Annotated in this window: 11 protein-coding genes; 7 read left to right on the top strand and 4 right to left on the bottom strand. The window is 52.8% G+C overall.

The window, feature by feature from the left end:
* Positions 1–113: 113 nt before the first annotated feature.
* Complete coding sequence (gene uspB / locus HVX72_RS01045; RefSeq protein WP_042286682.1) at positions 114–449, bottom strand: universal stress protein UspB; 336 nt, start codon at positions 447–449, stop codon at positions 114–116.
* A gap of 398 nt (positions 450–847) precedes the next feature.
* On the opposite strand from uspB, the gene uspA reads away from it, so the two are divergent.
* Entirely contained in the window at positions 848–1,282 is a 435-nt protein-coding gene (uspA, locus tag HVX72_RS01040; RefSeq protein ID WP_000323571.1) for a universal stress protein UspA, read from the top strand.
* 234 nt (positions 1,283–1,516) lie between these two features.
* Complete coding sequence (dtpB, locus tag HVX72_RS01035; protein ID WP_181822375.1) at positions 1,517–2,989, top strand: dipeptide/tripeptide permease DtpB; 1,473 nt, start codon at positions 1,517–1,519, stop codon at positions 2,987–2,989.
* Positions 2,990–3,086: 97 nt separating this feature from the next.
* On the opposite strand, the gene HVX72_RS01030 is transcribed toward dtpB, so the two are convergent.
* The gene (locus HVX72_RS01030; RefSeq protein ID WP_042286691.1) at positions 3,087–3,590 is read right to left on the bottom strand and encodes an Rrf2 family transcriptional regulator; all 504 of its coding nucleotides are present in this window, start codon (positions 3,588–3,590) and stop codon (positions 3,087–3,089) included.
* Positions 3,591–3,809: 219 nt separating this feature from the next.
* Between HVX72_RS01030 and HVX72_RS01025 the strand changes: the two genes are divergently transcribed.
* On the top strand, positions 3,810–5,012 hold the full coding sequence (locus HVX72_RS01025; RefSeq protein ID WP_181822374.1) for an NAD(P)/FAD-dependent oxidoreductase: 1,203 nt from the start codon (positions 3,810–3,812) through the stop codon (positions 5,010–5,012).
* Between the two features lie 24 nt (positions 5,013–5,036).
* On the opposite strand, the gene rsmJ is transcribed toward HVX72_RS01025, so the two are convergent.
* Both rsmJ and prlC read right to left on the bottom strand, forming a co-directional pair.
* A complete protein-coding gene (rsmJ, locus tag HVX72_RS01020) occupies positions 5,037–5,795 on the bottom strand; it encodes a 16S rRNA (guanine(1516)-N(2))-methyltransferase RsmJ (RefSeq protein ID WP_181822373.1) in 759 nt (252 codons plus the stop codon).
* Between the two features lie 7 nt (positions 5,796–5,802).
* The gene (gene prlC / locus HVX72_RS01015) at positions 5,803–7,845 is read right to left on the bottom strand and encodes an oligopeptidase A (RefSeq protein WP_042286700.1); all 2,043 of its coding nucleotides are present in this window, start codon (positions 7,843–7,845) and stop codon (positions 5,803–5,805) included.
* A gap of 214 nt (positions 7,846–8,059) precedes the next feature.
* Between prlC and HVX72_RS01010 the strand changes: the two genes are divergently transcribed.
* The 4 genes from HVX72_RS01010 (at position 8,060) to HVX72_RS00995 (ending at position 12,589) form a co-directional block, all read left to right on the top strand.
* Entirely contained in the window at positions 8,060–8,902 is an 843-nt protein-coding gene (locus HVX72_RS01010) for a 23S rRNA (adenine(2030)-N(6))-methyltransferase RlmJ (protein WP_042286702.1), read from the top strand.
* Between the two features lie 71 nt (positions 8,903–8,973).
* Positions 8,974–10,326, top strand: a complete 1,353-nt coding sequence (gene gorA / locus HVX72_RS01005) for a glutathione-disulfide reductase (protein ID WP_181822372.1) — start codon at positions 8,974–8,976, stop codon at positions 10,324–10,326.
* A 769-nt stretch (positions 10,327–11,095) separates the two neighbouring features.
* A complete protein-coding gene (locus HVX72_RS01000; RefSeq protein ID WP_181822371.1) occupies positions 11,096–11,710 on the top strand; it encodes a hypothetical protein in 615 nt (204 codons plus the stop codon).
* Positions 11,711–12,031: 321 nt separating this feature from the next.
* Positions 12,032–12,589, top strand: coding sequence for a fimbrial protein (locus HVX72_RS00995; RefSeq protein WP_060570208.1), 558 nt, complete (start codon positions 12,032–12,034; stop codon positions 12,587–12,589).
* The last annotated feature ends 83 nt before the right edge of the window (positions 12,590–12,672 follow it).

Genomic DNA, 12,672 nt, shown 5'->3' with positions numbered 1-12,672 from the left:
CCGGCCTACAGATAAACGAAGCACTCTGGCCCGGTAAGCGAAGCGCTTTCAGGTAAGGGGATGCGAAATAAACCGTATCGGGCGGGTCAGGAAACTGGCCCGCTTTTTTTTGCTCAGTGCCAAATCATCAACGCGATAAGGCTGATGACCACCAGGCCGCACAGCGCGCTGGTCAGGATAAACTGACCGCGCACCCGCTCACAGCGGCGAATGAATTCATCATCATGGTGATCGCGGTAACGCTGGGCGTAGATATACCACACCAGCCGCACCTGCTTGTTGGGCTGGCCGTGCGAGGTAAAAAAGCCGCCCCCATCCACATACTGGTAAAGCAAAGGATCGCAACCACGAAGTACCACTAACAGTGCGCGTAACGATGAGAAATAGCGCGCCATATTAACAATGCATACGACACATAACGCCCAGAACAATGCGACGGTGCTTATCATACGACCTCCCCGGCGACCCGCCCACGGAGATCCTCTCCGGGACTACCGCTCCCCAAACTTGCCAGACAGTTCAATGAAAGAGTACGACGAAACCGCCCACGATGGTGCATAAAATCCGAGCGGCTTTATTAATAGTGTAGGAGATCAGTTAATTTTTTTGCCAGAAGGTTAATCACTATCAATGCAATTAACGCAAAAATTTGTTTAACTAACTGGTAAGCAAGGCGGATTGACGGATTATCCTGGTCGCTATACTGTAAGGATCGTCTCAACAATTCATCGCGGCTGAGCTGGCCCCGCGTAGACAAAATCGCATAGTTCGCAGGACGCGGGTGACGCGACGGCACAAGAAACGCCAGCTGGCTGGTCATCGACAACTTTATGGAAGGAGTAATACTATGGCTTACAAACACATTCTCATCGCAGTTGATCTTTCTCCGGAAAGTAAAGTGCTGGTAGAAAAAGCGGTCTCTATGGCGCGCCCGTACAACGCAAAAGTTTCCCTGATCCACGTAGATGTAAACTACTCTGACCTTTATACCGGCCTGATTGACGTTAATCTGGGCGATATGCAAAAGCGCATTTCTGAAGAAACTCACCATGCGCTGACCGAGCTTTCCACCAACGCAGGCTACCCTATCACCGAAACCCTGAGCGGTAGCGGCGACCTGGGCCAGGTGCTGGTCGACGCGATTAAGAAATACGACATGGACCTGGTGGTATGTGGTCATCATCAGGACTTCTGGAGCAAGCTGATGTCTTCAGCGCGCCAGTTGATCAACACCGTTCACGTTGACATGCTGATCGTTCCTCTGCGCGACGAAGAAGAGTAAGTTTTCCCTGCCAGATCCCACGCCCGCTTTTGCGGGCGTTTTTATTTCTCCCTCAGGACATCATTCCAGCCCACAAAACATAATTAGTGTGATCGGCTAATTAGATCGAAATCTATCTGTATAATAATCTACTCATTCGGTTAATGACCGCAGTCTATAACAGAGTCATACATTTTCGGCGCGTTTTGTTTTACGCGTCATACTTTTTGGGATGGCATCGAAAGGCGAAAAAATATGAACACATCTGCACCGACGGGTTTGCTACAGCAACCCCGCCCCTTCTTCATGATCTTTTTTGTCGAATTATGGGAACGATTCGGCTATTACGGCGTTCAGGGCATCCTGGCCGTTTTCTTCGTCAAACAGCTTGGCTTCTCGCAGGAACAGGCCTTTATCACCTTTGGCGCCTTCGCTGCGCTGGTCTACGGCCTGATCTCCATTGGCGGTTACGTGGGCGATCACCTGCTTGGCACTAAGCGAACGCTGGTGCTGGGGACGATTGTACTGGCAATCGGCTACTTCATGACCGGGATGTCGTTACTGAAGCCCGACCTGATATTTATCGCACTCGGAACCATCGCTGTCGGCAACGGCTTATTTAAAGCCAACCCGGCGAGCCTGCTTTCGAAATGTTATCCCCCGAAAGATCCGCGTCTGGATGGCGCTTTCACCCTGTTTTACATGTCGATCAACATCGGTTCGCTGCTGTCGCTTTCCCTGGCGCCCGTGATTGCGGAAAAGTTTGGCTATGCCGTCACCTATAACCTGTGCGGCGCGGGGCTGATTGTCGCGCTGCTGGTCTATTTCGCCTGCCGGGGGATGGTAAAGAATATTGGCTCCGAGCCAGACCATCGGCCGCTCAGTATGCGGAATCTGCTGTCTGTGCTGATTGGCACAGTGGCGATGATTTTCCTCTGCGCCTGGTTGATGCATAACGTACAGGTCGCCAACCTGGTGCTGATCGTTCTGTCCATCGCGGTGACAATTATCTTTTTCCGCCAGGCGTTTAAGCTGGATAAAACCGGGCGCAACAAAATGTTCGTGGCGTTTATCCTGATGCTTGAAGCGGTGCTGTTTTACATTCTTTACGCACAGATGCCAACCTCGCTGAACTTTTTCGCCATTAATAACGTCCACCATGAGATCCTCGGCTTCACCATTAACCCGGTGAGTTTCCAGGCGCTGAACCCGTTCTGGGTAGTCGTCGCCAGCCCGGTACTGGCGGCGATCTACACCCGTCTGGGCAGCAAAGGCAAAGACCTGACGATGCCAATGAAATTTACCCTCGGGATGTTTTTATGCTCGCTGGGCTTTTTAACCGCCGCCGCCGCAGGCATGTGGTTTGCCGACGCGCAGGGGCTGACGTCGCCGTGGTTTATCGTACTGGTGTATTTGTTCCAGAGTCTGGGCGAACTGCTGATCAGCGCGTTGGGGCTGGCGATGGTCGCGGCGCTGGTGCCGCAGCACCTGATGGGCTTTATTCTGGGGATGTGGTTCCTGACGCAGGCCGCGGCGTTTCTGCTGGGCGGCTACGTGGCCACCTTTACCGCCGTGCCGGAAAATATCACCGACCCGCTACTGACGCTGCCCATTTATACCGGGGTATTCAGTAAAATCGGACTGGTGACGCTGGGCGTAACGGTGGTGATGGCGCTGATGGTGCCGTGGCTGAACCGGATGATCAATACGCCGGACAGCGAGAAGTAACCGTACTGCTTGTGCCGGAGGGCAGCCTCGCCCTGTCTCGCCTTCCGCACCGGGCTCCAGGCCCGATAGCGCAACGCCATCGGGCCATTCATACGATTTACCCTTTACGCGCGTCGATCCACGCCTGCACTTCGACGACAAATGTATCCGGGGCTTTACGGTACATTTTACGCGCCAAATCGAGAATGGTATGTTGGCCCAATGCCTCTTCCATTCGCTGCTGCGCCATATCCATCACTGAACGCACGCCACAAATGCCTTCACAGGCCCACGTCGGCGGTTGCTCGTCAAATACCGCCAGACGTTGGCGGATCTCGCGACATTCGAAAATACGCTTGTCGCCATCTATGGCATTAACCACATCCAGCACGGTAATGTGTTCGGCGGGTCTGGCAAGCTGAAAACCGCCCCCCTTTCCTTCTATGCTGCGCACCAGTCCCGCCTTCGACAGTCGGGTAAAGATTTTAGCCAGGTAGTCATACGGCACGCTTTGTAACTCAGCTATTTCGCGCACGCTCATATCGCGGGCATCGCCTTTGCTGTCCACCATACACATCAAGCTGTGGATGCCATACTCAACCCCGGAACTGTAGAATGCCATGCCTTTATCTCAGCCAAATTAATTCTGAGTTATTGTAGCTTTTTCGCCCTTATCATTCCACTCCCTCCCTTTAAATCAGCGATGATAGCAAAAATAACTAGCTATTAATCAAGATGATAATAGCTAAATATTGGCCGTCATGATTTTTCGCGTTGCTTTTTCAAACTACGACCAATAAAATCCGAGTAAATAAATCAGTGTTAACGGAGCAGGTAAGCAATGCATAAACAAATTTTGATCGTTGGTGCGGGTTTCGCCGGAATGTGGGCAGCCCTGAGCGCCGCTCGTCTGGTGGATAAAAATGACAGCCAGTCTATTGATATTACGGTGATTGCCCCGCAGCCTGAGCTTCGTGTGCGTCCCCGCTTCTATGAAAATGCCGTAGAAACATTGGTTGCCCCTTTACAGCCTTTGTTCGACGTTACGGGCGTAAATTTCCTGCGTGGAACGGTCACTCAAATTCTGCCCGCCTCAAAGGAGGTCAGTTGGACTGATACCAACGGTGAATCACACTTACATCACTATGACCGTCTGATTCTCGCCAGCGGAAGCCACGTCAACCGTTCACACGTGCCGGGCGCACAAACTTATACGTTCGATCTGGATCAACTGGAGAGCGCCGCGGTCCTGGAGCGGCACCTGAACGAACTGCCGCGCCAGGTGGAAAGTGACGCGCGTAATACCGTTGTCGTTTGCGGGGGCGGTTTTACCGGTATCGAGATGGCGCTGGAACTACCGGGACGGCTGCGTGAGATCCTCGGCGCGAATGCTAAGACCAGAGTAGTCGTAGTTGAACGTGGACCGACGCCCGGCTCACGCTACAGCGAAGCCCTGCGAAACACTATCATCGAAGCTTCCGCTGAGCTTGGCGTGGAATGGCTGGTGAATAGTGAGATTGAAAAAGTCGATGCCAGCGGCGTAACGCTGAGAGATGGACGCGCCATCCCTTCACAAACGGTAATCTGGACGGCTGGCGTACAGGCAAACGCCCTGACAGCGCAAATTGATGCGCCGCGCGATCGCCAGGGCCGTCTGCACGTCAACAGCAAACTTCAGGTGCCAGGACACGAGCATATTTTCGCCACTGGCGATGTGGCCTACGCAGCCACCGAGGATAAAGGCAATCACGCCCTCATGACCTGCCAGCACGCGATTTTGCTGGGCAAATTTGCGGGTAATAACGCCGCAGCCGATTTGCTCGGCATCGAAGCGCTACCGTATCGCCAGGAAATGTATGTCACCTGTCTGGATCTCGGCGCCTGGGGTGCTGTCTATACCGAAGGATGGGACCAGCAGGTGAAACTGACGCGCGCAGAGGCGAAAAAAGTGAAGCAGTCGATCACCCGCGAATTAATTTACCCGCCGGTAGCAGAAAAAGAAGCCGCGTTTAAAATGGCGGATCCGTACGCACCATTTGTGTAAGCAGAAGCGCCATCCGGGGCTTCGTCACGCGTCCAACGGCGTCCCGGGATAAATATCAAACCGATGCCCTTTGGTCACCACCGCGTTGGGCGTGGCGACATTCGCCAGAGGCGGCGCATAATCCGGGCGCTTGACCACCACACGTTTCGTGGCGAGCTGGCGCGCCGGTTCCAGCAGACCGTCGGCGTCTAAATCCGGTCCCACCAGCGACTGAAACACCCGCATCTCTTTTTTCACCAGAGCGCTTTTCTGCTTATGAGGAAACATCGGGTCGAGATAGACCACTTGCGGACGCGGCGTGATGTCCGTCAGCGCCGACAGGCTGGAGGCATGGATCAACTGTAAGCGTTCCTGTAACCAGCCGCCAATCTCCGGATCGGCATAGGCGCGTGTCAGGCCATCGTCGAGTAAGGCCGCCACCACCGGGTTACGCTCCAGCATCCGCACGCGGCAGCCCACCGAGGCCAGCACAAACGCATCGCGTCCTAACCCCGCCGTGGCGTCAACAACGTCGGGCAGATAGTCGCCTTTAATGCCGACCGCTTTCGCTACCGCTTCGCCGCGACCGCCGCCAAACTTACGCCGATGCGCCATCGCCCCGCTAACAAAATCAACGAAGATACCGCCCAGTTTGGGTTCGTCGCGCTTACGCAGTTCCAGATGCGCGGCAGTCATCACCAGCGCCATCAGGTTGTCTTCATCGTGCTCCAGTCCCCAGCGAGACGCGAGAACAGATAAGGCGCCGTCTCCGGCGCCTGTTTCATTAACTAAGCAGATTTTCACGTCGGGATTAGCCTTTTATCCCGTAATGTTCCAGCATTGCGTCCAGCTGCGGCTCGCGGCCACGGAAGCGTTTGAACAGCTCCATCGGCTCTTCAGAACCGCCACGGGTCAGGATGTTATCAAGGAACGACTGTCCGGTTTCGCGGTTAAAAATCCCCTCTTCTTCAAAGCGGGAGTAGGCATCTGCCGCCAGCACGTCTGCCCACAGGTAGCTGTAATACCCCGCCGCATACCCGCCGGCGAAGATGTGGCTAAACGCGTGCGGGAAGCGGCCCCAGTGCGGTGATGGCACCACGGCCACCTGCTTTTTGATCTCTGCCAGCGTTTCAAGGATCTTTGCCCCCTGCTGCGGGTCAAATTCCGCATGCAGGCGGAAGTCGAACAGGCCGAACTCCAGCTGGCGCAGGATGAACAGCGCCGCCTGATAATTCTTCGCCGCCAGCATTTTATCCAGCAGTGCTTTCGGCAACGGCTCGCCGGTCTCAAAGTGACCGGAGATGAACGCCAGCGCGTCCGGCTCCCAGCACCAGTTTTCCATAAACTGGCTTGGCAGCTCGACCGCATCCCACGGTACGCCGCTAATCCCCGAAACTCCGGCAGTTTCAATACGGGTCAGCATGTGATGCAGGCCGTGACCGAACTCATGGAACAGGGTAATCACTTCATCGTGGGTAAACAGCGCAGGTTTGCCGTTCACCGGACGGTTGAAGTTACAGGTCAGATAGGCGACCGGTTTTTGCAGGGAACCATCCGCTTTACGCATCTGGCCGACGCAGTCGTCCATCCACGCCCCGCCGCGTTTGTTTTCGCGGGCGTACAGGTCGAGGTAGAAGCTGCCGCGCAGCACGTTTTTCTCATCATACAGCTCGAAGAAACGCACGTCCGGATGCCAGGTGTCCACGTCGTTGCGCTCTTTGGCGGTGATGCCGTAAATGCGTTTCACCACTTCAAACAGGCCATTAACGGCTTTGTTTTCCGGGAAGTAAGGACGCAGTTGCTCGTCGCTGATGCTGTACAGATGCTGTTTTTGCTTCTCGCTGTAGTACGCGATGTCCCACGGCTGCAGTTCATCAACGCCAAATTCCGCTTTGGCAAACGCACGCAGTTGCGCCAGCTCTTTTTCGCCCTGTGGACGGGCGCGTTTCGCCAGATCCGTCAGGAAGTCGAGCACCTGCTGTGGGTTTTCTGCCATTTTAGTGGCGAGGGATTTATCCGCGTAGCTGTCAAAGCCAAGCAGTTGTGCCAGTTCGTGACGCAGGGCGAGGATTTCCGCCATCACCGGGCTGTTGTCCCACTTTCCGGCGTTTGGCCCCTGATCAGAAGCGCGGGTGCTGTAGGCGCGGTACATCTCTTCACGCAGCGTCTGGTTGTCGCAGTAGGTCATCACCGGCAAATAGCTCGGAATATCCAGCGTCAGCAGGTAACCGTCCTGCTCTTTCGCTTCGGCCTGGGCTTTCGCCGCCGCCAGCGCGCTTTCCGGCATACCCGCCAGCTCCGCTTCATCGGTAATTAGCTTCGTCCAGCCCATGGTGGCGTCGAGGACATTGTTGCTGTACTGGTTGCCCAGTTCGGACAGACGGGTGGCGATTTCACCGTAGCGTTGTTGTTTATCTTTCGGCAAGCCGATGCCGGACAGCTCGAAATCACGCAGGGCGTTATCTACCGCTTTTTTCTGCGCGGTGTTCAGAGTGGCGTAATGATCGCCGTCGCGCAGGTCGCGGTACGCTTTGTACAGTCCTTCATGTTGCCCTACCCAGGTGCTGTATTCAGACAGCAGCGGCAGCGTTTGCTCGTAGGCTTCGCGCAGTTCCGGGCTGTTTTTCACCGAGTTCAGGTGGCTGACCGGCGAAAAAATGCGACCCAGCACATCATCAACTTCGGCAAGCGGCTGACACAGATTTTCCCAGGTGTACGGCGCGCCCTGCGCGACCACACGTTCCACATTTTCACGGCAGTCGTTCAGCGCTTTGGTGACGGCGGGAACAACATGCTCAGGCTGAATCTGGGAAAACGGCGGTAGCTCGAAGGGCGTCAGTAAAGGATTAGTCATAAACGCTGTCCTGTTTGAAAGAAGTGTATGAAGCGCGCATCCGGCGCTGTGCAATATCCCTGTACAATGGGGATAAGTGTAGAGGATTTCAATACCGGGCGTTGCGCTTTCGCGGCAGGGGGAACTTTTCTGTATACTGTGGCGATACGCTCTATTTTTGCCCGATGGCGCGCAGCTTTTGGGTCTACGTTTATTATATGGAATACTTTCATCCATGCTCAGTTATCGCCATAGCTACCACGCAGGCAACCACGCCGACGTCCTTAAACACACCGTTCAGAGCCTGATCATTGAATCGCTGAAAGAGAAGGAAAAACCGTTTCTTTATCTGGACACCCATGCCGGGGCAGGTCGCTATCAGCTGAGCAGTGAACACGCCGAGCGCACCGGGGAATACCTGGAAGGCATCGCCCGCATCTGGCAGCAGGACGACCTGCCCGCCGAGCTGGAGCCGTACATTAACGTAGTGAGCCACTTCAACCGCAGCGGTCAGTTGCGTTATTACCCGGGCTCGCCGTTGATCGCCCGTCAGCTGCTGCGCGAGCAGGACAGCCTACAGTTGACTGAGCTGCACCCGAGCGATTTTCCGCTGCTGCGCGGCGAATTTCAGAAAGACAGCCGCGCCCGTGTGGCGCGCGCCGACGGCTATCAGCAGTTGAAGTCTAAGCTGCCTCCGGCTTCCCGCCGCGGCCTGATTCTTATTGACCCGCCTTATGAAATCAAAAGTGACTACCAGGCCGTGGTCAGCGGCATCAGCGAAGGCTATAAACGGTTCGCCACCGGCACTTATGCCCTGTGGTATCCGGTGGTGCTCCGCCAGCAAGTCAAACGTATGATCCACGACCTGGAAGCCACTGGCATCCGAAGGATCCTGCAAATTGAACTGGCCGTGCGCCCGGACAGCGACCAGCGCGGCATGACCGCCTCCGGAATGATTGTGATCAACCCGCCGTGGAAGCTGGAAGCGCAAATGAACAACGTGCTGCCATGGCTGCATAGCAAACTGGTTCCCGCCGGAACCGGACATACATCGGTGAACTGGATCGTGCCGGAGTAATCGCAGCCATTGGTGGAACCAATTGATTTCAGGTATACAATCGCGGCAATCTGAACGGAAGGATAAGACCTATGAGCAAACATTATGACTACATCGCTATCGGCGGTGGCAGCGGCGGTATCGCCTCGATTAACCGTGCAGCGATGTACGGCCAGAAGTGTGCGCTGATTGAAGCCAAAGAGCTGGGCGGCACCTGCGTCAACGTCGGCTGCGTGCCGAAAAAAGTGATGTGGCATGCTGCGCAGATTCGCGAAGCGATCCATCTGTACGGCCCGGACTACGGTTTTGATACCACCATCAATAGTTTCAATTGGGACACGCTGATTGCCAGCCGTACCGCCTATATTGACCGTATTCACACCTCGTACGATAACGTGCTGGGTAAAAATAATGTTGATGTGATCAAGGGCTTTGCCCGCTTTGTCGATGCAAAAACCATCGAAGTTAACGGCGAAACCCTGACCGCCGACCATATTCTGATCGCCACGGGCGGCCGCCCAAGCCATCCGGATATTCCGGGCGTGGAATACGGCATCGACTCTGACGGTTTCTTTGAACTTCCCGCGCTGCCGGAACGCGTGGCGGTAGTTGGCGCAGGCTATATCGCCGTCGAGCTGGCGGGCGTGATCAATGGTCTGGGAGCGCAAACGCACCTGTTTGTTCGTAAACACGCGCCGTTGCGCAGCTTTGACCCGATGATCACCGAGACGCTGGTCGAGGTGATGAACGCTGAAGGCCCGACGCTGCACACCCAGGCCATTCCGAAAGCGGTGGTAAAAAACGCCGACGGCAGCCTGACGCTGGAACTGCAAGACGGTCGCCGCGAAACGGTTGACTGTCTGATCTGGGCGATTGGCCGCGAACCGGCGACAGATGATTTTAATCTGGCGGCAACGGGCGTGAAAACGAATGAAAAAGGCTACATCATCGTTGATAAATACCAGAACACGAACGTGGAAGGGATTTACGCGGTAGGCGACAACACCGGCGCGGTCGAACTGACGCCGGTCGCGGTGGCGGCGGGTCGTCGTCTTTCTGAACGCCTGTTTAACAACAAGCCGGACGAGCATCTGGACTACAGCAACATCCCAACCGTGGTCTTCAGTCATCCACCGATTGGCACCGTTGGCTTAACCGAGCCGCAGGCGCGCGAGCAGTACGGCGATGACCAGGTGAAAGTCTACAAATCATCGTTTACCGCCATGTATACCGCCGTTACCTCTCACCGCCAGCCGTGCCGCATGAAGCTGGTATGCGTCGGTCAGGAAGAGAAGATTGTCGGTATTCACGGTATTGGCTTCGGCATGGATGAAATGCTGCAGGGCTTCGCGGTTGCGCTGAAAATGGGCGCCACCAAGAAAGACTTCGACAACACCGTAGCGATTCACCCAACCGCCGCGGAAGAATTTGTGACGATGCGTTAAGCGACAACATGCCGGACGGCACTGAGCTGTCCGGCAGAACGCCCTGTTTACCCTTCTGTCCCTGCTTGTTTTTTTTACTGCTTCGGCCTTTTTCATACTACGTTTTTTGCCTGTCCAATACGTTAAGACGCTCAACTCTGCCTTCCCGCTAACGCGTTACCATCAACAATTCCTGCATTAACATTGTGGACCATCCTTATACTGATTCTTGTTCTTTACTTACTTTTAGTTGCAATGATGCAAGACATATATTTGATCCAGATCAAATATATGTCATCTTTTTTGATGGGCTATTTTGCATTTTGTCACATGCTAAGATTTTTTGAACCAAATTAAATGTCCGCTATAAAATGGGAATCTTATCCAGGATTTTTAGTATGGTTTTGTAAGCATAAGTCAGCGCATATTAGATTGCAGAAATATTATAGGCCTTAACTCCGCCTTATTCTTCGGTTTTTAGTTTTTAAAATGATCTTGAGCGAATTTACATTTCCAAAATTCCATTTTAAGAATATTCAAAATTATGTGATTGGTACTAATTTTTAATTTTCTAGTGAATAATCTTATTTTCCTTTAAATAGGATTTAACTATCATTAAAACCAATTGCGATAGTTAAAAACGATTTTAAATGAAATGAATCATTCGTTAAAAATTAGCAAAAGGATTGGTAAAAGATTATTCTGCAAAAGGTTTATTTCTCTCTTTCCGTTCTGAAAGGTAAGAAGTTTTAACGCAGATTTTCTCAAAGGGAGGTGGAGGTGTGGATCAGTGAAATGTTATTTCATTTCTGACAATAGTTACTTTATTGACGGGTTAAAGCATGTTTTAAGAGGAACTTCTATTGGCGAGCATTCCATTTACGTCAATATCAATGAAGATGAGTTTTACACGACACCAGAACAAGATGACATTGTCATTCTCGCCATCTCAAATGTTTGCGTGCGCCGAAGGGTTTTGCATATCCCAGAAATTGCGCTTTGCCGGCTGGCGATTATGGAGAGAACTGGAACGCGTGTAATCCCAAGGGGAATCTTTATCCCATGGCTTGTCTCAGAGTGTTTAACCAAAGAAGAGCTTATTAATGCTCTGCATACACTCCAAATAAATCGTTTTAAGATGCACCAGATTTCTGCCAGAGAAGCTGAGCTTTTTTCTTACCTTGGTGCCGGACTTTCGCATGATGAAGTCGCGGAGATAATGGGCTTGCCCAGTAAGTACATCTACGCATTAAGGCGTAAGATCAACATTAGTCTTGGTCTTTTACATTGTAACTCTGCCACAGGTATTCTTTTATGCCGGGATATCGCGGAGATGAGAACGTATAATAAAAGACAACCTGTTTTGAATCGGTTTACTTTTGAAAACAGTATTGCATTTTACTAAACAATCAGCTTTATGCTTAATACGTAGCTGTACATTAAAGACAGATAAAAGAGGCATAAAGTTATATCAAAAAGAATTCTGAAAGCCCGAAACTTTCTTTCTCGCGCTAGATCCGAATTATATTTAGTCACGCTATAAAACCATATCGACATTGATGATTACTATCTGGCTTATAAAATTCAGGAAGGAGTGATAGCTAACGCAATAAAAAGAGAACTTTTATTTACAGATTATGAAAAAAACACCACACGAACACCCGCCTTTTATTGCGGTAAGGTTCCCTTTTTCTTCAATATATGCAAGTACAACATGGAGTTTATTATGAAGGTGATAAAGCAGTTATTAGCTATCACAATCGCAGCAACCTTTAGCGTAGCAAGCGTTCAGGCCGCCTCTAACGGTACCGTCAACTTTACCGGTGAAGTCCTGGACAAAACTTGTGATGTCACCATCGACGGTAATGCCAGCCCGGCAACAGTGGTGCTGCAAGCAGTCGACAAAAGCCAACTGAGTGCCGCCGGCGCAACCGCAAAACGGACAGGTTTCAATATTGAACTGAGCAACTGCTCTGGTTCCGCGTCTGTCTCCAGCGCAGCGGCATTCTTTGAAAACGGTTCAACCGTTGATCCGATCGGCTACCGACTGAACAACACCATCACCGATGGAACAGGAGCGACCAACGTCCAGCTGCAGCTGGTTGACGCCCCGACCGGCAATGCCATTAAGGTCGGTAGTCCGGATCAGCACGCCTCGTCGTCGACTTATGATTTGACATCAGGCTCCGCCACACTGCCGTACGCCGTTGAATACTACGCGACCGATGCAGCGACCCCGGGCCTGGTGGCCAGCTCAGTCAACTTCACCATTAACTACTTCTAATCTGTTTCGCAACAGTCCGGGTAGTGAGGAGCGATATGCGGGGGAGCGACATTTCGCTCCCCCGCATTCAGGGAGAAATCAGC

Source organism: Citrobacter sp. RHB21-C05 (assembly GCF_013889015.1).
GTDB classification, from domain to species: Bacteria; Pseudomonadota; Gammaproteobacteria; order Enterobacterales; family Enterobacteriaceae; genus Citrobacter_A; species Citrobacter_A sedlakii.
This window is presented reverse-complemented; position numbering and strand designations above follow the sequence as displayed.

Excerpts from the sequence above, each read along its gene's own strand:
- HVX72_RS01025 (WP_181822374.1), top strand. The coding sequence starts at position 3,810 with ATGCATAAACAAATTTTGATCGTTGGTGCGGGTTTCGCCGGAATGTGG.
- uspA (WP_000323571.1), top strand. The coding sequence starts at position 848 with ATGGCTTACAAACACATTCTCATCGCAGTTGATCTTTCTCCGGAAAGT.
- HVX72_RS01030 (WP_042286691.1), bottom strand. The coding sequence starts at position 3,590 with ATGGCATTCTACAGTTCCGGGGTTGAGTATGGCATCCACAGCTTGATG.
- dtpB (WP_181822375.1), top strand. The coding sequence starts at position 1,517 with ATGAACACATCTGCACCGACGGGTTTGCTACAGCAACCCCGCCCCTTC.
- prlC (WP_042286700.1), bottom strand. The coding sequence starts at position 7,845 with ATGACTAATCCTTTACTGACGCCCTTCGAGCTACCGCCGTTTTCCCAG.
- HVX72_RS01010 (WP_042286702.1), top strand. The coding sequence starts at position 8,060 with ATGCTCAGTTATCGCCATAGCTACCACGCAGGCAACCACGCCGACGTC.
- uspB (WP_042286682.1), bottom strand. The coding sequence starts at position 449 with ATGATAAGCACCGTCGCATTGTTCTGGGCGTTATGTGTCGTATGCATT.
- HVX72_RS00995 (WP_060570208.1), top strand. The coding sequence starts at position 12,032 with ATGAAGGTGATAAAGCAGTTATTAGCTATCACAATCGCAGCAACCTTT.
- gorA (WP_181822372.1), top strand. The coding sequence starts at position 8,974 with ATGAGCAAACATTATGACTACATCGCTATCGGCGGTGGCAGCGGCGGT.